The 19,612-nt window shown below is 45.7% G+C and carries 19 protein-coding genes; 8 read left to right on the forward strand and 11 right to left on the reverse strand.

The window, feature by feature from the left end; translation table 11 throughout:
- The first annotated feature begins 12 nt into the window (after positions 1-12).
- The gene (locus GXO74_01495; GenBank protein NOZ60334.1) at positions 13-1,251 is read left to right on the forward strand and encodes a PLP-dependent aminotransferase family protein; all 1,239 of its coding nucleotides are present in this window, start codon (positions 13-15) and stop codon (positions 1,249-1,251) included.
- Between the two features lie 61 nt (positions 1,252-1,312).
- Entirely contained in the window at positions 1,313-1,822 is a 510-nt protein-coding gene (locus tag GXO74_01500; GenBank protein NOZ60335.1) for a hypothetical protein, read from the forward strand.
- Positions 1,823-1,875: 53 nt separating this feature from the next.
- Here GXO74_01500 and GXO74_01505 read toward each other — a convergent pair whose 3' ends face one another.
- The 8 genes from GXO74_01505 to GXO74_01540 all read right to left on the reverse strand — a co-directional run bounded on the left by GXO74_01505 (position 1,876) and on the right by GXO74_01540 (position 8,285).
- The gene (locus GXO74_01505; protein ID NOZ60336.1) at positions 1,876-2,529 is read right to left on the reverse strand and encodes a hypothetical protein; all 654 of its coding nucleotides are present in this window, start codon (positions 2,527-2,529) and stop codon (positions 1,876-1,878) included.
- A 24-nt stretch (positions 2,530-2,553) separates the two neighbouring features.
- Positions 2,554-3,300: a GTP cyclohydrolase II gene (gene ribA / locus GXO74_01510; protein NOZ60337.1), complete on the reverse strand. Its 747-nt coding sequence runs from the start codon at positions 3,298-3,300 to the stop codon at positions 2,554-2,556.
- Between the two features lie 14 nt (positions 3,301-3,314).
- Positions 3,315-5,696, reverse strand: coding sequence for an endonuclease MutS2 (locus GXO74_01515; GenBank protein NOZ60338.1), 2,382 nt, complete (start codon positions 5,694-5,696; stop codon positions 3,315-3,317).
- A gap of 14 nt (positions 5,697-5,710) precedes the next feature.
- Entirely contained in the window at positions 5,711-6,331 is a 621-nt protein-coding gene (locus tag GXO74_01520) for a CvpA family protein (GenBank protein NOZ60339.1), read from the reverse strand.
- An 88-nt stretch (positions 6,332-6,419) separates the two neighbouring features.
- Positions 6,420-6,863: a GatB/YqeY domain-containing protein gene (locus GXO74_01525; GenBank protein ID NOZ60340.1), complete on the reverse strand. Its 444-nt coding sequence runs from the start codon at positions 6,861-6,863 to the stop codon at positions 6,420-6,422.
- A 46-nt stretch (positions 6,864-6,909) separates the two neighbouring features.
- Positions 6,910-7,110, reverse strand: coding sequence for a 30S ribosomal protein S21 (gene rpsU / locus GXO74_01530; GenBank protein NOZ60341.1), 201 nt, complete (start codon positions 7,108-7,110; stop codon positions 6,910-6,912).
- A 378-nt stretch (positions 7,111-7,488) separates the two neighbouring features.
- On the reverse strand, positions 7,489-7,839 hold the full coding sequence (locus GXO74_01535; GenBank protein NOZ60342.1) for a histidine triad nucleotide-binding protein: 351 nt from the start codon (positions 7,837-7,839) through the stop codon (positions 7,489-7,491).
- Positions 7,839-8,285 (reverse strand): D-tyrosyl-tRNA(Tyr) deacylase, encoded by a 447-nt coding sequence (locus GXO74_01540; protein NOZ60343.1) that lies wholly within the window; start codon positions 8,283-8,285, stop codon positions 7,839-7,841. Before GXO74_01540 ends, GXO74_01535 begins: the two co-directional genes overlap by 1 nt.
- Before the next feature lie 303 nt (positions 8,286-8,588).
- Here GXO74_01540 and GXO74_01545 point away from each other — a divergent pair, with 303 nt between their 5' ends.
- The 3 genes from GXO74_01545 to GXO74_01555 all read left to right on the forward strand — a co-directional run bounded on the left by GXO74_01545 (position 8,589) and on the right by GXO74_01555 (position 9,593).
- Entirely contained in the window at positions 8,589-8,801 is a 213-nt protein-coding gene (locus GXO74_01545; GenBank protein NOZ60344.1) for a type II toxin-antitoxin system HicB family antitoxin, read from the forward strand.
- Positions 8,798-9,022, forward strand: a complete 225-nt coding sequence (locus tag GXO74_01550; protein NOZ60345.1) for an addiction module toxin, HicA family — start codon at positions 8,798-8,800, stop codon at positions 9,020-9,022. Before GXO74_01545 ends, GXO74_01550 begins: the two co-directional genes overlap by 4 nt.
- Positions 9,023-9,146: 124 nt before the next feature.
- Complete coding sequence (locus GXO74_01555) at positions 9,147-9,593, forward strand: zinc ribbon domain-containing protein (protein NOZ60346.1); 447 nt, start codon at positions 9,147-9,149, stop codon at positions 9,591-9,593.
- Positions 9,594-9,947: 354 nt separating this feature from the next.
- Here GXO74_01555 and GXO74_01560 read toward each other — a convergent pair whose 3' ends face one another.
- Positions 9,948-14,141, reverse strand: coding sequence for a glycosyltransferase (locus GXO74_01560; GenBank protein NOZ60347.1), 4,194 nt, complete (start codon positions 14,139-14,141; stop codon positions 9,948-9,950).
- Between the two features lie 32 nt (positions 14,142-14,173).
- Positions 14,174-15,451: a glycosyltransferase family 4 protein gene (locus GXO74_01565; GenBank protein NOZ60348.1), complete on the reverse strand. Its 1,278-nt coding sequence runs from the start codon at positions 15,449-15,451 to the stop codon at positions 14,174-14,176.
- A 288-nt stretch (positions 15,452-15,739) separates the two neighbouring features.
- On the opposite strand from GXO74_01565, the gene GXO74_01570 reads away from it, so the two are divergent.
- The gene (locus GXO74_01570; protein ID NOZ60349.1) at positions 15,740-16,417 is read left to right on the forward strand and encodes a response regulator; all 678 of its coding nucleotides are present in this window, start codon (positions 15,740-15,742) and stop codon (positions 16,415-16,417) included.
- A 51-nt stretch (positions 16,418-16,468) separates the two neighbouring features.
- Here the strand turns inward: GXO74_01570 and ubiA are convergent, their stop codons facing one another.
- Positions 16,469-17,308, reverse strand: coding sequence for a UbiA family prenyltransferase (gene ubiA, locus GXO74_01575; GenBank protein NOZ60350.1), 840 nt, complete (start codon positions 17,306-17,308; stop codon positions 16,469-16,471).
- A gap of 386 nt (positions 17,309-17,694) precedes the next feature.
- On the opposite strand from ubiA, the gene GXO74_01580 reads away from it, so the two are divergent.
- Entirely contained in the window at positions 17,695-18,006 is a 312-nt protein-coding gene (locus tag GXO74_01580) for a BcpO-related WXXGXW repeat protein (GenBank protein NOZ60351.1), read from the forward strand.
- A 223-nt stretch (positions 18,007-18,229) separates the two neighbouring features.
- Positions 18,230-19,603: a tryptophanase gene (locus tag GXO74_01585; protein ID NOZ60352.1), complete on the forward strand. Its 1,374-nt coding sequence runs from the start codon at positions 18,230-18,232 to the stop codon at positions 19,601-19,603.
- Positions 19,604-19,612 lie beyond the last annotated feature (9 nt).

A 19,612-nucleotide genomic window follows, 5' to 3' on the forward strand; every position in this document is an offset into this window, starting at 1 on the left:
AAGGGACTCTACATGGACATCACAGACAGACTATCTGACAGAGCAAAAGATAAAAAACCCTCTCCCATTCGTGAACTTTCAGGAAAATACCTTCCCATCGAAGGACTGATTTCTCTCGGCGGCGGCTACCCGAACCCGGAAACTTTTGTTTTTGAAAATCTTTCCATTAAATTCAAGGACGGCGCTCAGTTTCAAATTACCGACGGCGAACTCATTGGCGCTTCGCAGTACGGGCCTTCGGACGCCCAGCCGCGATTGAAAGAAAAATTGCTGGAATGGCACAAATTCAAAGACGGAATTCAGCTCGGGAAAGATCAGATCGTTGTGCTGAACGGCAGTCAGGAAGGGCTGTTCATCATGGCGTACCTTTTCACCGACCCGGACGACAGCATCATTATTTCCGAGCCCAGTTATCCGGGAACGTTGTCTGCGTTTCAGTCTTTCTGCAAAAATTTTGTTCCCATTCCCATTGACGCGGACGGTTTGCGCACCGACATCATCGAAGAAAAATTAGAGACAATCGTACTGACCGGCGAGCGGCTGCCCAAACTCATTTACACCAATCCCAACGGGCACAATCCCGGCGGTGTGACTCTTTCTCCCGAGCGGCGCAAACACCTCATCGAAATCGCCAACAAATTCGAGCTGCTCATTCTTGAGGATGATCCGTACCAGCTTTTGAATTTAGACGATGATGCAAAATTGCCCACAGTGCAATCCCTGGACACCGAAGGCAGAGTGATTCGGCTGGACAGTTTTTCCAAAATTTTCGCCCCGGGGTTACGCATCGGCTACGCTTCAGGACCGGCGGAGATCATTCGCCAGTTTGTGATGTTCAAACAGTCAGCCAATTTGCACACCAGCAGTTTCATTCAAATCATTTTGTGCCGCTACTTAGAAAAAGCCGGCTTTGAAGGATTCCGTAGTTCGATCAAAAAAAATTGTGAGCTTTACCGCCGCAACCGCGACGCCATGATTGCCGCCGTAAAAAAATACCTGCCGCCAGAAGTGAAATACAACGTGCCGTCATCAGGGATGTTCATCTGGTTCGAACTACCACAAAAATTCAATGCCGAACAAATGATTAAAAAATACGCTGAAGAACTGAAAGTTCTGCTCGTTCCCGGCAGCGCATTTTCTGCGCGGGATCATTTGAAAAATTTCATGCGTGCCAGTTTCAGTATGGCAACGCCGGAGCAAATTGAAAAAGGGATCAAAAGATTTGCAGAAATGATCAGGCGAGAGCTTTAAGTTAGGTAGGGCACACTTAACTTGAAATTTAGATAAAAAAAAACGAAAGAAGGACTAAACCATGCTCCAGGACACCGAAAATCCCTGGAAAATTTTTGCCAATCAGATCAAGGCGAAATACTCGATCAGCGAAGAAGGCACATCTCAGGTGATCGGCGAATATCGCGGTTATCAGTTTGAGCTAAAAATTGTTTTTATCGCCGCGGCGCCAAAGGTGCATCTTTTTCTCACTCATTTCGACCTGTTTTTGCCCAAGCCCACGGAGATCAAGCTCAAAATTTACCGCGAAGGGATCATTCAGAAACTGACAAAATTATTTGGCACGAAAGATATTATTTTTGGCGACAAGACATTTGACAAGCGCTACATCATCGAGGGTTCGCACGAGGAAAAAATAAAAACCATGATCACGCCGGATATTCGTGCCACGATTATCGAATTGGGCGAAGTTATGATCATTCTCGACGGCAAGAAATTTACTTACGAGCAATCGGGCAAAATCATCGATATTCAAAAATTGTACAAAGTTCTGGATATGCTGGTTGAGTTGGCGAATCGCACACAGGCGTGAGACATTTTTGTTTTTGAAACGCCAAAGCTGCTGGTTTGGCCGAAAGTGGGTAATCAAAAAAGCTGGTACACGAGCGAGACAATCGCTGCCAGCAGTGCAATGAGCGAAAGAATAATGGCAACGGAAATTTGTTTGCTGTTACCGTTCGGGGATGAATTTCCCGGCGCGGTCTGCATTCCTTCTATTTTTTTCTCCAGATCAGCAACTTTCTGTTCCTGCTCATCAATAATTTTTTTCACTGCCGCGGCTTGCTGGCGGGAAAGTTCAATCAGCCGCTGAATTGCATCGCGCGGCACAATTTCAAAATCTTCCTCATTTAGCAGCCGGCTCTCTTTGAGCGGTGCAATTCCGGATTCAGGCTCTTCTTTTTGACGGGAAATATTTTCCTTGTCGGTGGTCTGAATTTCTTCAAATTTCCGCGCAATTTCTTCGGAAAAGTCTTCGTGACGGCGGTTGATTTCCTGCACTGCCTGGGTCACGCGTTCCCCCAACAAACGAATGCCTTCGATCAATTCCTGGCGCAATTTTTCCGGCGAAAACTTTGACAAATCGGGGAAGCGAGCAATTTTGCTCTCCAGAGCGCGAATTTGTGTCTGCTGCTTCTTCTGCAGCGTTTGCAGTTCTTTAATCTGGCCGCGCAATTCCTTTACCAGCTTTTCAGAATTCTGCACAGCGAGAATGTCTTCTTCCTGGCCGGAACGTGGCATAATTTCTCCTTCCTGATTTTCGCATCACTCCACATCGTCCAGCAAATGACCGGCTTTCTTTTTCTTTGTTTCCAGATAATTTTTATTGAAACGATTGGGCGGGATAATCACCGGTTCTCGCCGGACGACTTTGATGTCGTATTTTTCCAGACCTTCGATTTTTTTCGGATTATTCGTGTACAAGGCAACGGATTTGATATTGAGCAGCCGAATCATGGCAGCGGCGATTTCGTAATCGCGCATTTCGTCGGGATAGCCAAGCGCATGATTCGCTTCAATCGTGTCCAGGCCCTGCTCCTGCAAATGATAGGCGCGAATTTTATTCGCCAAACCGATGCCTCTGCCTTCCTGTTTCAAATAGAGCAGCGCGGCGCGCTCCATCGTGGAAAATTTCTTCAGCGCAAATTCCAATTGCTCGCGACAATCACAGCGCAGTGAACCAAAAATATCGCCGGTCTGACACTGCGAGTGGATACGAACCGGCACTTCTTCGGCGCCGTCAAGATCGCCGCGCGTCACAGCGAGGTGTTCCTTGCCGTCTCGGTTATTTTGAAAAACAGAAATATCGAATTCCCCAAAAATACTCGGCAAATACGCTTTGGAAACCATTGCGATGCACAACGCATCGTCGGAACAATATCCGCCCATTACCGCGCAATAATACGCGGGAGAAATCAGTTTACCTTCTTTTTCCAATTTTTTTATCAATTCATTCCGTTCCCCGACAAAGCGGCAGGAATGATTTATTTTTATTTGTTCCTCTGCCTTCACACAAATTCTCCGTTCTATCGTTTCAATTCAACGACCGTCATGCCCGTATCGCCGAGGCTCCATTCCGGGTAATGATGATTTTTTACGTTCGGGTGCTTGTCCAAATAGCGAAATATTCCCTGCCGCAAACGCCCGGTTCCTTTTCCGTGAATAATGTAAACCTGCTCCATTCCGGACAAAATTGCTTCGTCCAAAAATTTATCGACAACTTCAATGCCCTCTTCCACTCTCATGCCGCGGATGTCAATTTCCGTGGTTGTTATGGGTTCGACGCGGGCGTTTACTTTCACTCGCGCCGGCTTCCGCTGTTGCGTTTTTTTCACCGGAAACAATTCTTTCAAAGGCGCTTTAATTTTGACATCCCCGGCTTGAATCAACACCCGCGCCGACGCATCCGGTTCTGATAAAACAATGCCGTTCGCACCAAAAGGCTCCCAAAAGACTTCTTCGCCCAAGCTGACAGAAGAAAGCGGTTTTCGTTCTCGCTTTTCTTTTTTTAATTTTTGTGACGCCGTCTTTTTTTCCGAATTAATCTTATCTCGCTGATGCTGTAAAATTTGTTTTGCCTCACGAATCGCCTCACGGCTCGCCTGTTCTTCTTTTATTTGACGAATAAGTCGCTCCACCGTGGTATTCGCTTCGCGCAATATTTGTTCAGCTTTTTCCACGGCTTCTTTTTTCAATTTTTTTTCATTATCCCGCAAATGAGCAACTTTTGATTCGTAAAGTTTTTTCAGCGCCGCCAACTGGCTTTCTTTGATGGACAATTCGCCAGTCAGAGTCTGGTATTTTTGCAGTCTTTCCTCTAAATCAGCCAGCAAATTTTCTAACTTGCTCTTATGACCGCCCACAAGTTCGCGGGCGCGATCCAGCACTTCCGAGTTCAAACCCAGCCGGTTGGCAATTTCGTAAGCGTAACTGGAACCAGGAATGCCCACTCGGAAACGATAGGTCGGTTGTAGCGTCTCTCGATCAAATTCCATGGATCCATTCTCGACGCCCGGCGTGTCGTGAGCGAAAATTTTCAGCGCTCCCTGATGCGTGGAAACCAGCGTCAGACAGCCTCTTTGGGTCAGCGATTCCAGCACTGAAATCGCCAGCGCCGCGCCTTCCTCGGGATCAGTGCCGGCGCCAATTTCATCGATCAGCACCAAACTGTCCGCGTCAGCTTTGTCGATGACTTTTTTCAGCGAAGCCACGTGCGAGGAAAAAGTTGACAGATCATTTTCCAGCGACTGCTGATCCCCGATCACGGCAAAAATTTGCCGAAACACCGGAATGTCGCTACCGGATTCCGCCGGGATGTGCAAACCGCAGGCAGTCATCAGGCACAACAGCCCCACAGTTTTTAGCGCCACTGTTTTCCCGCCAGCGTTAGGCCCGCTAACCACCAGCGTGCGAAAATCCTCTCCCATGCGCAAATTCAACGGCACGACTTCGCGCTGGTCCTCGTAGCGCAGCACCAAAAGCGGATGCTTGCCATTGAAAATTTCCAGCCGATTCTCTTTGTTCACTGCCGGCGGCGTCGCCTTCATCGCGCGCGATAGTTGCGCCTTGGCGTAAATGAAATCCAACTGAGCTAACGCATCCAATGTCGTTTGAAACTCCGGCAATTTGTCCCGAATCAATCCGCTGAGCGAAAATAGAATTTTTTCAATTTCCCGCTCCTCCTCGATGCGCAAAGCGCGGATGCGATTGTTCATCTCCAGCGTTTCCAACGGTTCGACAAAAACTGTCGCCCCGGTGGCGGATTGATCGTGAATCAAGCCGCGAATTTTTCCTTTAGCCGCATCCTTGACCATGAGCACCAGCCGATTGTTACGCATGGCGATGACATTTTCCTGCAAATAACCTTTAGCGGCAAAATTCGATAGCATCGACTCCAGTTTTTTTCGGATGTGCTCTTCCTGCGCCACAATCGCGCGGCGAATGCGGATCAGATTTGCCGAAGCCTTGTCAAAAATCAAAAAACTGGCGCGGTCGATGCAGCGGTTGATTTCGCTTTCTTCATCAGGGAAACTCTGCACATGGCGCACAATTTCTGACAAATGGGGATATTTTTCGTGCCGCTCAGCAAAATAGTTCTTTACTTTCCTGGCGACTTCCAGCGTTTGCGCGATGCGGCTCAGTTCTTCCGCATTCAAAAATCTGCCTTCAATTTTCAACTGCGCCAAAGCCGCGGACACGTCCTGCAAACCGGAAAGGGGAAACGGATCGTCAAAATCAAAAATCTCGCGAAATTCGGTGACTAAGGCAATATCGTGTTGAATCAACTCAAGATCAGTTAATGGCTGGATACGGCGGATTTTTTTCTCGCCCAACGGCGAAACAGGAAGCTGCAATAAATACTCAAGAACTTTGTCAAATTCCAATATGTCGAAAATCTGTTCATTCAAAATAAAACACCAAACTATTTTTTCTGGAAGTCTCGCAGGAATTCTTCAGCGGCAGGATCTAATAACGCCTTGTCATTTACGTTCAGTGATTCCTTTACTTCTTTGTAAAATGATTTATACCTGCCAACGATAAAAACCTTGGAAAAAGAATATGCCAGCGGCAAAACTTGTTTCATGGGTTTGAACAGTTGCGATTTGCTAATCTGATCATTAAAGGCAATGGATAGGCCGGAGAGCGAAATCAGAACGGCGAGAATGCTCACCAAAATCGCGCCCTTGATCAAGCCGAATCCCATGCCTGCCAGCCGGTCAATGCTGCCGAGGGTGAAGGAAAATTTTGACAAAACCTTGAGTTTCAGGGACAACCAGCGGAAAAAGAGCATCACCGGCACAAAAATAATCACAAACGCCACCACCGTCGTCAGTTGGCTCGGCAAATTCACGCCGTACAAAATAGCAGCCAAATCCGACATGTAGCGGACAGCCATAATCAAGCTGACGAGCAGGCCGGCAAAGCCCAAAAATTCTTTGATAAATCCACGTTTAAACCCGCGGTAGATCGCCACCGCGATGATGATGACGATGATCAAATCGACCAGATTGGCGCGCAGAAATAATGATAGTCCTCCCGACATCGATCATTTCCATTTTTTGGCATACATAAAAAAAGCGAATAAAGCAGCAAATCTTTATTCACTTTTTTATTTTTTTTGTTTTTTCAATTCAAGCTAATTTGGAGCGAACGATTGCCTGCACTTTCTTGCCGTCCGCTCTGCCTTTGAGTTTTTTCATGGCTTCGCCCATGACGCGGCCCAGGTCTTTCACACCGGTAGCGCCAACTTGCTCGATAGCGGCAACGACTTCCTTTTCAATTTCTTCGTCAGACAGTTGCTCCGGGAGGAACTCCTCAATTATTCTTAATTCAGCTTGTTCCTTCTCCAATAAATCTTCCCGACCTCCGCTCTGATAAGCCTGAATTGCCTCCTTCCTCTTCTTTGCAGCACTCATTAAAACTTGCATTTCCTGCTCTGGCGTTAGCGCGTCTCCGCTATCGATGCGCGCATTTTTTAATTGAGAAATGAGCAAGCGAACGGTATCGACCCGCGTCCTGTTCTTCTCTTTCATCGCGTTTTTCAATTCAATCATCATTTGATCGATCAATGACATGATTGCTCCTCCTCAAACCAGAAACAGAAAATTTGCTTTTTGAAAATTAGCGATTGTTTTCCATGATCTGCAATTTTCTCATTTTACGTCTTGCAGCGTTGAGTTTTCGTTTGCGTCGTTCACTCGGTTTTTCGAAATGTTGATGTTTTTTTATTTCAGACATCAAACCGGATTTTTCACAAGCCTTCGTAAACCGCTTAAATGCTTTTTCGAAACTCTCACCCTCGCGTACTTTAACACCGGGCATTCAGGAACCAACCTCCTCTCATAGTTTTTTATGTTTAGCTTTAAACTTGTACTCTTATTTTTTCGTAACTATTCAGGTATGGGTATTTCGGAAGCCGCTACCTTAACTTGCAAGATTGATTTACAAACACCACGATGAATCGTAGTGCTAGTACAATCGGCTTTTTGAACGACCAAATAGCTGCTTCAGCAGCATACAAAATGATAAATAGACGATTAAATCTAAATAGTTACATTTTTTTAAACTAAAAATATAATAATTATTGAGTTTAAAATCAAGATTTTTTTTGAAATTTTATCTAAACGAAAAATTTTGGCTTCTTTTCATTTAGCATCTCTCAACTCACAACTCTAAACCCGAAACTCGCAACTCTGACCCTCACCCCGGCGGCCACGACAATTTTCTGCCGCCCAAAACGTGCAAATGCAAATGATACACGTCCTGCCCCGCGTCACGGTTGCAGTTAAAAACCGTGCGAAAACCGCTGTCGGCAACGTCAAACTTTTTCGCCACAGCCTGCGCCGCCAAAAAAATCTCGCCGATTAAATCTTTGTGTTCGGGCTGAATATGATTCACAGTTTCAATATGTTCTTTGGGAATGACCAGAATGTGCACTGGCGCCCGCGGATGAATGTCTTTGAAGGCGACGACGCGCTCGGTCTCGAAAACTTTTTCCGCAGGGATCTCGCCTCGTACTATTTTGCAAAAAATACAATTTTCGTTGTTCATCAATTCCTCTTACTTTCGACGATTAATGTCACCGGCCCGTCGTTGTGAATTTCCACCAGCATCATGGCGCCAAACTCGCCCGTCGCCACGCGCAAGCCTGTGGCGCGCACAAATTCGACAAATTTCTCGTACAGCGGCTCGGAAATTTCCGGCGGCGCCGCGTCGATGAAACTGGGGCGCCTGCCTTTGCGCGTATCGCCGTATAAAGTAAATTGCGAAATCACCAGCAATTCCGCTCCCACATCCAGCGCCGAACGATTAAACTTGCCTTCCTCGTCGGCAAAGATGCGCAGATTGGCGCACTTCTCCGCCAAATATTTGGCGTCGCTTTCCGCATCTCCGTTTTTTATTCCCAGCAAAATCACCAGCCCGCTGCCGATCTCGCCCTTTTTCACACCGTCAATGGAAACCGCGCCCCGGCTGACGCGCTGCACAACTACCCGCATTTCAATTCCTCGGTTTTCACTCAATGACTATTTTGAATCTTTAATCATACGAAATTTTTGGCAAAAAAGCAAGGGGGGAATTTGATGATTCTCAAAATTGACATCTTAAAGAAATTCCTGATTAAACCGAAGTACGTCGCTCTTGTGCGACTTTGGCGCATTTGTGCGGTACAGCGTGTCTTTTCACAAACAACATCCTATTGGCAACTTTTTTCGAGTTTTGTGATTTTTTGCTTGACAAGTTCACTTTTTTTTGATATTATAAAGTGGTATTAGGCTAAAATAAACAAGTAGGAGCCATTTATGAAATATCGGGTTATCATTGAACAAGATGAGGACGGAATATTTGTCGCCGAAGTTCCTTCTCTGCCCGGCTGTATTTCTCAAGGGGAAACACGAGCAAAGGCATTAGAGAATATTCAGGAAGCGATTGAAGTTTATCTTGAAAGCCTGCAAGCACACAATGAGCCTATTCCGCCATCCATCGACGAAGAAATTGTCGAGGTCGCAGTGTGAGTACGCTTCCACGAATATCAGGGCGTGAGGTGGTAGCAGCTTTGTCCAAAATAGGTTATGAACGAGATAGACAGAAAGGCAGCCATATCGTTTTACGGCAGGCTGAATATACCCATAGAAGAGTAGTTGTCCCAGATCATCGCGAAGTTGCAAAGGGTACATTGCGGAAGATCATAAAACAAGTTGGTTTAACGGTTGAAGAATTCAAACGACTTTTGTGAAATCGATATTTTAATTGCCTGATAAAATAGTCCCTCTGATTGTTATTTAATCGGTGCTTTGTATAGTCAGGTGAGCTCGGTCATTAGCGTGTATGGAAGCAATGTCTTAAATTAGGAGGAAAAAATGGGAGCAAACCAATCAGTTCCAGATGAATCTCTCGATTCTTATATCTGTAGTGACTGTGGAGCGGAGGTTTCAATTGATGCAGAAATTTGCCCAAATTGTGGTGCTGATTTAAGTGAAATAGAAGAAGAAAAAATTGAATCATCTTCTGAAAACGATGGGCAGAAATATCCAGCTTTAAGAACCATTTCTGGTATTTACAAAGTATTAGCATGGATTACTGGTATTGGAGCAGTGATCACACTTTTTTATGGATTCACATTGTTAGGAAAAGGATATAGTGCTAAAACTACTGGAATAAGTTTAATCACATCTTCTCTAATTATGGGTATTTTAGGAGTAATAGCTTTTCTTGCAATATCCGAAGGAATAAAGTTATTTATTGATATCGAGAGCAATTCGCGGGAACAAATAAGTCTGCTTAATAAAATGCTTGAAAAAAAATAATTTTTTTTATTTGACCGCCACCTTTAAAAGGATTTTCGTAGCAATACTGTAGAATGTAAAAAGTGGTCTCACTTTGAGTTCAGGTATTCGCTTCCCAATACCAATCTGTCTAACGCCCAAACCGAGCTCATTAGAGCCAGAACTTCTCTCTTGAAGGCTATTAAAAAGCAAGCTTTTGACAAACTTGATCGGGTAAAAAGTATCATGCGTACGTCAGAGGAGCTCACAGAGCTTACTGAAATATTTTGAATTCAAAAGGCATCTTTCTCGGCAGTGCGACCAAGTTCAACATCCGTTTTCTTGTTTCTTTTCTATTGGGACTTTTTACCTAACCACCCGCTTTATCTCACTTTGTTAGTCATTCTCATTAAGCACACACAAAATCGCACTCCCGACCCGTCTCGGCTGCGGCGGCAGCGAGTAGGGATTCATTTCGTAATTTTGATTGTAAGGCGTGACATTCAATTGTTCGTCCACAACGAGCGTCACACTGCCGCCCGGGTCAAAGCCGATGGCATCACGGCAGCCCTGATCGATTAAAATTTTCGCCAGCTCGACATGGGTCACGCCCACGCTCTCGCGAATTCTGCCGTTCACAGCGATGACGAGTAATTCATTTTCATCAGTGAGTCCCACGCCGATTTTAGGTCCGCGCAGGTGCTCAAAGTCGACACGCGCCGCCTGCGTGGCGATGGAGTGCGCCGTCTTCCAACCTTCGGTTTCCATGTCGATAGCGAACTTGCCGTCCTGCACCAGCGTCGGGCCTGCTTCAATCGCTTCGCTGACATCTCCTAAATTTGGCAATTGAAAATCTGCCACAGCGCCTTCTTCCCAGCCGGATAAATTCATATTTTCCGGCAGGGACACAACCAAGCCGACGGGCAACAATTTGACTTTTTCTTCCGACGTCTGAATACGGCGAATAATTTTATTTCCGGTAAACTGAAAAATCACTCTGTTCTTCGCTGATATTTCCGCATCCGGAAACAATAAGTCGTAAAAAATGGGATCAACACTGTCCGCTTTATTTCGCTGCTGCGCAGTCAAAGTCAAAGAGTCCCCGCCGCGAATGGCGATGGTCACGCCCTCGAACAAATTCACGCGCCGCAGCGAGAGCGACCCGTCCCGGTTAACGATGAACGCCGGCTTATTGTAAAGCGGCAACGACAAAATTTTTCCATCGACGACAACTAAACCCAGCGGGCTACCGATGTATTTTTCCGGCAAGCCGAGTTTTCCCACTAATTCCGCGTTCAGCATGTAGCCGCCATTCCACGCCAGCAACACTTTTTTGCCGTGTTGGTTTGTAAACTCGCGGGCTAATTCCACCACGGTTTTACCGAATTTGGAAGCAAATACAGTTTTAAATTTGATCCCCAATTCCGCTATTTTTTCTTTATCCAGTGACAATTTTGCCATGATGCCGGACCAGGGATAGCCATCTTCGTGGAGTCCCGCCAATCGTTGCACCCGGACATTATTTTTGGGCCGGAAACTCTCCGCTGATTTGCCGTAGTCGCGCAGTTTTTTGAGCATCGGTTCCAGCGGAGAATATTTGTCTTTGGTCTCGGCGCGCAATTTTTTCAGCGCTCTTTCTTTTCCCAGACGATGAGCCACATCGGTGAAAATATTGCTTTTCAGAATTTGGGAAAATTGTCGGGAAGTTTGAAGCGGCGTCGGGAAAGCGATACTCGGGCTCAAACCCGCCGGAACCCACTGAATAAAATGCTGATTTTTTTTGATTCCCAAATAAGGGACAAACTGCGGATGTCGCGTCGTGCCAATGCGAAAAGAATCCAAATCCAGCAAATCCAACGTTAAGTAGTTGGCTTCGCCAATCGCCACCACAAAGCCTTTTTCTTTTTTCAGTGAAAGCAAAACCTTCTTCGCCTCAGCGCCAATTTGCCCCAAATGAGCGCCGGGAGCGATCGACTGCGTTTTGACGACTTGAAACACACCGGCATCAAAAAGGGCTTGAATTTCCGACGTGGCTATTTTTTTGATCCAACGCAGTACATTGCTGTAATAAATCGGCGACCCAACCGCTTTTTCGCGTACCAACAAATAGACGCATCCAATGTTTTTTGCCCTTTCCGATTGCAAAATTTCGCTGGTAATTTTCTCGTCTCCCGACAGAGTCAGCCGCCCGCGAAAAGTCCCCAGCACAAACAATCTCACTTCATCTAACCAATTCTCTCCCGGCAGCCAGGCAAATGAACGGTCGGACTTCAACGCCTTTAACAATTCCGCCTGATCGTCAATGCCTAATTTGTGAAATCCCACCAGCCGCGTCAGTTGCTCCTGCAAATTTTGCGCATGTCTGACCGGCCGACGCGACAACGGAATAACTTCGGTATTTTTCACGTAGCTGCGAAATAACCAGCTCACAATTCCCAGCAGTTCGATCTCGGTAAGTTTTCGATAGGGATAATGTCGTCGATGGCGGTGACGGTAACTCAGCGAATGATCCATCACGATGGGATCTTCGCCGGTGAAATAACAGAAAAGCGACTCCACGCTGTTGTAAAACGCCAATTTCGTTTTTAAATTAAGCTTGACATATTTCCGGTAATTTTTCACCAGATGTCTGGCGTAACGCATGACTCTGCCTTTGAGTTCCTTTTCCTCAACGCGAAAATAGCTGGGATCAATCAGAGACTTGAGCACAACCATAAATTCGATGGGCGAAATTCCCGGATAATAGCGTCGCTTCCCGGCAAGCACAATTTGCTGAAACGTGCGGTCGTAATTTGTTATTTTATCAAATTCTTCGAAAGAACGGCGTACATGCGTCATGTTTTCTTCAGTCGGCAACTGGCAGCGTCGCCAGAGCACATACAGACAACGATTGAACTGATTTTCCAGCGCTTCCATGCTGAATCTTTTTCTCACCACACGCCGATTGTGCAAAATAATGCGTTTGGAATAATTGGGTCGGTTGTACAAATCGATCAGACCTCGCGACAGGGATCGGCAATCATCCGGAAATTCAAACACGTGCAAGCGCAGCGATTTATCTAACCGCTCGCCCACTACGGAAGCGAAAACTAATTTAGGTTCGTAACGGCTGGCAACGATGGGCGTGCCGCTGGCACAGCTTTCGACGAGAGGAAGTCCTCTGCCCTCGGACTTGCTGGGCAAAACAACCACGTCAGCCGTCGCATACAATTCCTCGATCCGCAGCCGGGGCATTTTGCGTCGCACCATTGCCTGATTAATATCTTTGCCAAACTTCAACGCCAGAAAAAAACGTTTGCGATAGCCCGCCGGTAACGAAGCGAGCATTTCTTTGAATTTGAAAATTAACTCCCGAAAATAGTCGTCCTGCCCGGTGGAAATGGGCCCCGTAATGAGCAAAATAATATTCACGTGCGGGTTTTGCTTGAAAAACAAGCGATAGGCTTTGTCCTGCAGCAAAGACTTGAATAGTCCGAAATTTTTCTCAATTCGTTTGCGTTTAAGAATTCTGGTCGGCTGCAAAATAAGCAGATTCGAGCCAGTGAACAAAATCGGATTTTTACCGACCGCTCCGAGCACGACCGGTTTCCTTCTGAAAGGCTGCACATCCATTTCTTCGATGAATTGATCCACCGGCGTGGGGTAAAGTTCATTCTCATCTCCGGCGAATAAATGATGCAGCTTTGTGAGAATTTCCTTTCGCTCATCAGAAGGAATGGGTTTAAATTTCGCCATGTCAATGAAAGTCGTAACGATTTTGACAGCAATGGGATTGACGCCTGCTTTCCGAATCAATTTTATCCGCTGCAACGGGTTAATGACCATCTGAAACCAGAGCGGACTGTCCCAGGGAAAAAGCACTTCTATGAGCGAAAAAACTTCGCCTAAATGATGATTGGTGAAAAAGTGGTCTCGCTGCCCCTCGGTTTGTCGAAAACCTGGCGGATTGCCGTCTTCCCAATAAAAATCGTGATTGCTATTCAACACCGGAATTTCCAGCAACTCCGATACCAGCGCCATGGCAAAAGCCAGCGGCACATTTCCGGGATTGGAATTCACATTCACCGGAACCAATAGCTGAATATCGTAATCGACGACATATCTTCCCAGACGCAGCGTCAATTCCACTGTTTGTCGCCACACTTTTTTTGCCAACAAATTATATGTTTTCGATCCACGGGAAAGATGGGTGTGAAAAAGTTCGTGATAGCCGTCCCAATCGTCGAAACCCTCTCCGCCCGGCAGGACTAAAAATTCACAATTCGACGGCAACGCTTCAGGTTTAAGTTTCAGGACGCTGCCTATCCAGAAAAGACGTGGCAGTTTGTTGCCGGCTGCTGAAATGAGCCGGCTGAAAATTGCAGAATATTTTTCGATTTCAATAGTCACTCCGTCAACGCCGAAATCAAAAGTAACAAAGGCGATCCCCGACTGCAACTTTTTTTTAAACGATTTATAGGATTGAGGTATATTTTTCAAAGGTTGGCGATTATCGCGAATACGGTCCAAAAATAAGCCCATATCAAACCAGGTCCGAATATTCTCCTCCTGCAAACGCTCTTTCAGCCGCTGAAATAGCGCCTCTTTCATATCCACGCCTCCTCTCGGTTTTCGGATTCAGTTCAGAAACTGCTGAAAAGGTAGAATAACTTCTGTTCGAGGACTTCGTAGGAGAAATATTTTTTACCTAATGCAAAATTGTGTTCAGCAATCTCTCGGGCTAATTTGGGGTTGTGAATGATTTTGTTTATTTCACGAACAGCCTGGTCCGTCAAAATTCCGTCTTCGATCATTACGGTCTTGAAGCCCTTGCTCCCGATCTCAGGCCAATAAACCGGTTTGTAATTATTCACAAAAATGGGCTTCTTTGCAGCGACGCATTCCACAAACGCATTGCCGAAACCTTCGTACAAACTGAAATAGGTACAAGCAACGGCATGGGCATAAGCATCGGAAATGGAGTAAATTTTTTCGCCGGATTTTGACCGGCCGCGATAGGTATGAATTCGCCTTCTTCCAAAAATGACTTGCCGCTGCAATTTACGCTTGTCAATGATATCCAACAACTGACGAAAATAACCAAGCCGTTCATCGTCGGCAAAACTACCGGTAACGATTAACTTCACTTTTTTGTCTTCCATCGAATCAATCAAATCCAGGGCGATCTCAATCCCTTTTCTTTTCACAATTCGAGTCACCTGGAGCAATGGTATGTCATCTTTTTGCAAACCAAATTGTTCCAGCAAGTCATTGTTGTAATCGTCTGACTGGCCGTAAGGAATATTGAAATCCATCACATTGGGCACAACGATAGAGTCAATATGAAAATGCTGACCCAGATAATTTTTGGAATGACTATTAATCACAGCGTGACGCGCGTGCGGCATTTGTAAGGGAAAAGTCTTGTGAATTATTTCATTGACTTCCCTGTGCGGGCTGCGATATCGATCATCTCGCTCCCAGCTAAAATCATGATCGTGACAAACAGTTTTTATACCGGTATGTTCCACGACCTTCCTGATCCCGATTCCCATGGACAGGTGACACGGGAGCGCTGATGCATTTTCCGGCAAAATCATATCGATTTTATTTTTCATGATCCACTTGAAAATCTCAATAGCGATGGCGTCCGATGCCCGCTCCAGATGATCCAGCAATTCGTCAGGTTCATCATCGGGAAAAAAGAAAGCGCGTTTTTGTTCCCACTCGCACTCCGGCGAGGAAAAAGCCAACGGTGGATACAGAGTGCGATGGATATTATTTTGAACATGCGTGGAAAAATTGCCCGATAATACAAAAATCTCATGACCAAAACGCTGCAACACATCAATCCATTTGAGCGTTTCCAGAGAAACGCCATCGATATCCCCAAATCGTCCGATGATGATGCCGATATTCATGACTGTGCTCCTACGAAAAAAAAATGTGTTTGCTAACAATCTTTTTACCGCCTAATGCTGAAAATTTAAAATTCAAAAAACACAGAAAAGTTCCCCTCAATCGGTTCATGCGCTGAAAATTATTCTTATCAGAGAAATCAAGAAACTTTTTTCCTCAAACAGTTGTTAAAAAACTACACCACTTCTTAAAATATTTCCGTTTAATGATAACGAAAAATCCCGAAAAAGTCAAGCCAAAACAATATTTGTTCAATTATTTTTGCCCACTTCCCGCAGAAAGGAGGATTTATGGCGAAATCCACCAAAAAAGGTGAAAGTTCGGCTTTGTTAAAGCAAGAATGCAAGCAATTAAAACAGACACTGGAGTCCGTCTATTTTTCAAACATGGAAACAAACAATTCTCTGGCGATCATTCTTGCCGCCGCCGAATTTCTCATAGACAACCCGGACGCGAAACCTGCCGAAAGCAATTTAAATTTACGTATCATTGTGAATGCCGTGCAACGTATCAAAATTATCCTGCAAAATTCCGAGCAATTATTGGAACCATTCGCCTCGCAGACAACCGAAGAGACACGCCCAATCAGACTGCAAAAATTCAAAAAGCCAATCAATGTTTTGGTCGTCGATGATGATCCGCAATTCAGACACCTGCTCGACAAAGCTCTGGAAAAAGTCGGCTACACAGTCATGACCGCAGTGGATGGCGTGGAGGCTTTTGATTTGTTCCAAAAAAACAGATTCGATCTGGTGATCACTGATGTGCTCATGCCCAACGTGGACGGGATTGAATTGGTCAAAAGCTTAAAAAATGAAAATCCGTGGGTGCCGGTGATTCTCATCAGCGGATTTGAGGAAGAATCCACCATTCGCAAAAAACTGAAACGCGATGATATCTATTTTCTTAAAAAACCATTCTCTCTGCACGATCTGGAGCGGGTGATTGAAAAAATTTTGAACTTGTGATTTCCTGCAAAATTGAATTTCTTTCTGATTTTAATCGAGCGCTCAGACAAATCAAAACTGTCCGCAATAAATGGCAATTAACCCGGCGAACATGTTCAGCTTCAAAATCAGACTGAGCCGGGACAGATTTTTTTGCGATCGATCTCTCCATATAAAAAACAGAACAAGCAAAACAACCAGATCAACCACCGCCAACACGATAATCAGGTAGTAAATGCCAAAAATGTGGAAAAAATAGGGGACCAACGTCAGCGCGATCAAAAACAGATAAATGCCGCTCGACAGCGCCAGCGCTTTTTGGACGCCGTATTTTATGGGAAAAGTGACAATCCCATCGGCCTCGTCGCCGACAATGTCTTCCGTGTCTTTAATGATTTCCCGGCCCAGATGATAGAAAAAGGAAAAAATTGCCGGAATCAACGCGATCTCCAGCCGATTGACAGCAATGCCGCCGTAAATGAACGCCAGCGCCGACACCAGACTCACGCTCAAATTTCCCCACAAAATAGTTCGTTTCAGCCTCGCGCTGTATTGGTAAAGCAAAAGTGACGAAAAAACCGCCACGATGAGGGCTTTCCAATTCACAAAAATACTGATCAAAATCCCAGCGTAAAACAAGATGTGAGAAAATGTGCGCGCTTGTTTTCTGCTCATTTTCCCCGACGCAATCGGACGATTCGGTTTGTTAATACGATCAATTTCCACGTCAAAATAGTCATTAATAGCGTTCGCTGCCGCAGCGATCAATCCTCCCGACAGACTCGCCAGCAAGACCCGCCACAACGGCTGAATCGTTCCCGTGACAAACGCCCCTAAAAAAATCGACAACATGCCAATAAACACATTCAGCGGCCTGGTTAAACGAAAATATTCTTTAACTTTTTGATCCATGCTTGCACCCTTTGCTGAAAGCCCGAATTTCCCAAAATTGTCAAATCAAATTGACTGGAATCTAAAAACTCCATTGCAAAAAAGCAAGCAAATTTTTTTGAGACGGAGATGCGGTCCGCTTAAAAATGCAGCGACAACAAATTTTGACAAATTCAACGAAAACACTTTTTCATTCCGCCTGACTTGTCTTTCAATGTGGACTGGTTCTTCCCTCGTGTACCATTTCGTTCACCCAAACGTACCGCAGCGAACCCTCAATAAAAATTTTTGGACTTCCAATTATTTGTAATATATTGATTTTTAATACATTATTTTACCACAATAAGTCTGGCACAAAAATTGACCTGTTTCCGCCAGAAATCACAAACAATACTTTGGAGGTTGTCATGAAAAGAATTTTGTCTTTGTCGATTTTATCAATTTTTCTGATGATTCAAATTTCCGCATGTGCGCCGAGAGTAGTTCACGTTTCCAGAAGACCCCCGGCAAAAAAAATTGTCGTCGTAAAAAAGGCAAAACCTTCGCCTAAAGCAGTTTGGATTGAAGGACACTGGAAATGGAACGCCAGAAGAGCGGATTTCGTCTGGGTCAAAGGCTACTGGAAAGTTCCGCCAAAAGGCAAAGTTTGGGTCGCTGGTCATTGGGTCAAAAAACCCCACGGTTGGGTTTACGTAAAAGGTCATTGGAGAAAACGATAGACAAATGGGTCCTCCCTCCCCAATACTAATCAAATCATCTCCTCGTTCCTGATCGGGGCTCGCTTTTCGAGCCCTGATTTTTTTTGTTTTTTTATTTGTATTTATTCACAGTTTTCATTATCTTTAGCTGCAAATTCTTCTGTATCCTTGACAGGATATCCTGTTTCCCATGAATTGGATACCCCATCCTAAACCGACATAGAACCAAAAGAAAGGCGCGCTCATGAAAACAATCATTGAACCTTTCAAGATCAAAATGATCGAATCGATTAAAATGACGACGCGCGAGCAGCGCGAAAAAATAATCAAGAAAGCGGGTCATAATTTATTTCTCATCGACGCCGAAAATATCATCATCGACCTGCTCACAGACAGCGGGACCGCGGCAATGAGCGACCTGCAGTGGGCCGGCATCATGCGCGGCGATGAATCTTACGCCGGCGCACGCAGTTTCCATCGCTTTTTTGACAAAGTGCAGGAAATTGCCGGCTTCAAACACATCATTCCCACGCATCAGGGACGGGCCGCGGAACGCATTTTGTTCGAAATTCTCGCCCAAAAAGGCAAATACATTCCCTCAAATACCCATTTTGACACCACGCGCGCCAATATCGAATACAACGGCGCCGAAGCAGTGGATTTGGTAATCGACGAGGCGAAAGAGCCGCAATTGTTGCATCCGTTCAAAGGCAATATCGATCTGGAAAAATTGGAAAATTTCATCAAAGAAAAAGGCGCGGAAAATATTCCGGTCTGTATGCTCACCATCACTAACAATTCCGGCGGGGGGCAGCCGGTGTCGCTGGAAAACATCCGCGGCGCCAAAGAAATCTGTTCGCGTCACAACATACCGCTTTTTCTCGACGCCTGCCGTTTTGCGGAAAATTCCTATTTCATCAAAATGCGCGAGCCCGGCTTCCGGGACTGGTCGTGCAAAAAAATCGCCCAGGAAATTTTTAGCTACGCCGACGGCTGCACCATGAGCGCCAAAAAAGATGCGCTGGTCAATATTGGCGGTTTTCTTGCCATGAATGACGACGATCTGGCAATGCAGGCGCGGAACGTACTCATTGTCACCGAGGGATTTCCCACTTACGGCGGTCTGGCAGGAAGAGACCTGGAAGCCATCGCCCAGGGATTAGACGAAGTCCTGGATGAAGACTATTTGCACTATCGCATTCGCACTGTCGAGTACATGGGCGAGCGGCTGGACAAAATGGGCGTTCCCTATCTCAAACCGACCGGCGGCCACGCGCTCTATCTCGACGCCAAAGCTTTCGCCCCGCACATTCCGCTAAATCAGTTTCCCGGACAGGCGATTGCTGTCGCGCTCTACATTGCCGGCGGCATTCGTTCCTGCGAGATCGGCGGCATCATGTTCGGCAAAAATGACCCCGAAACCGGCGAATACATTCCACCGATGCTGGAACTTGTGCGTCTCGCATTTCCGCGCCGCGTGTACACCCAGAGCCATTTCGACTACGTGATCGAAGTAATCGAGGAGGTTTACAAAAACAGAAATCAACTCAGAGGTGTTCGTTTTACTTACGAAGCGCCGATGCTGCGGCATTTTACAGCGCAATTTGAGATGGTGTAAAAGTGTGGT

This window comes from Calditrichota bacterium (assembly GCA_013152715.1).
Taxonomy (GTDB): domain Bacteria; phylum Zhuqueibacterota; class Zhuqueibacteria; order Thermofontimicrobiales; family Thermofontimicrobiaceae; genus 4484-87.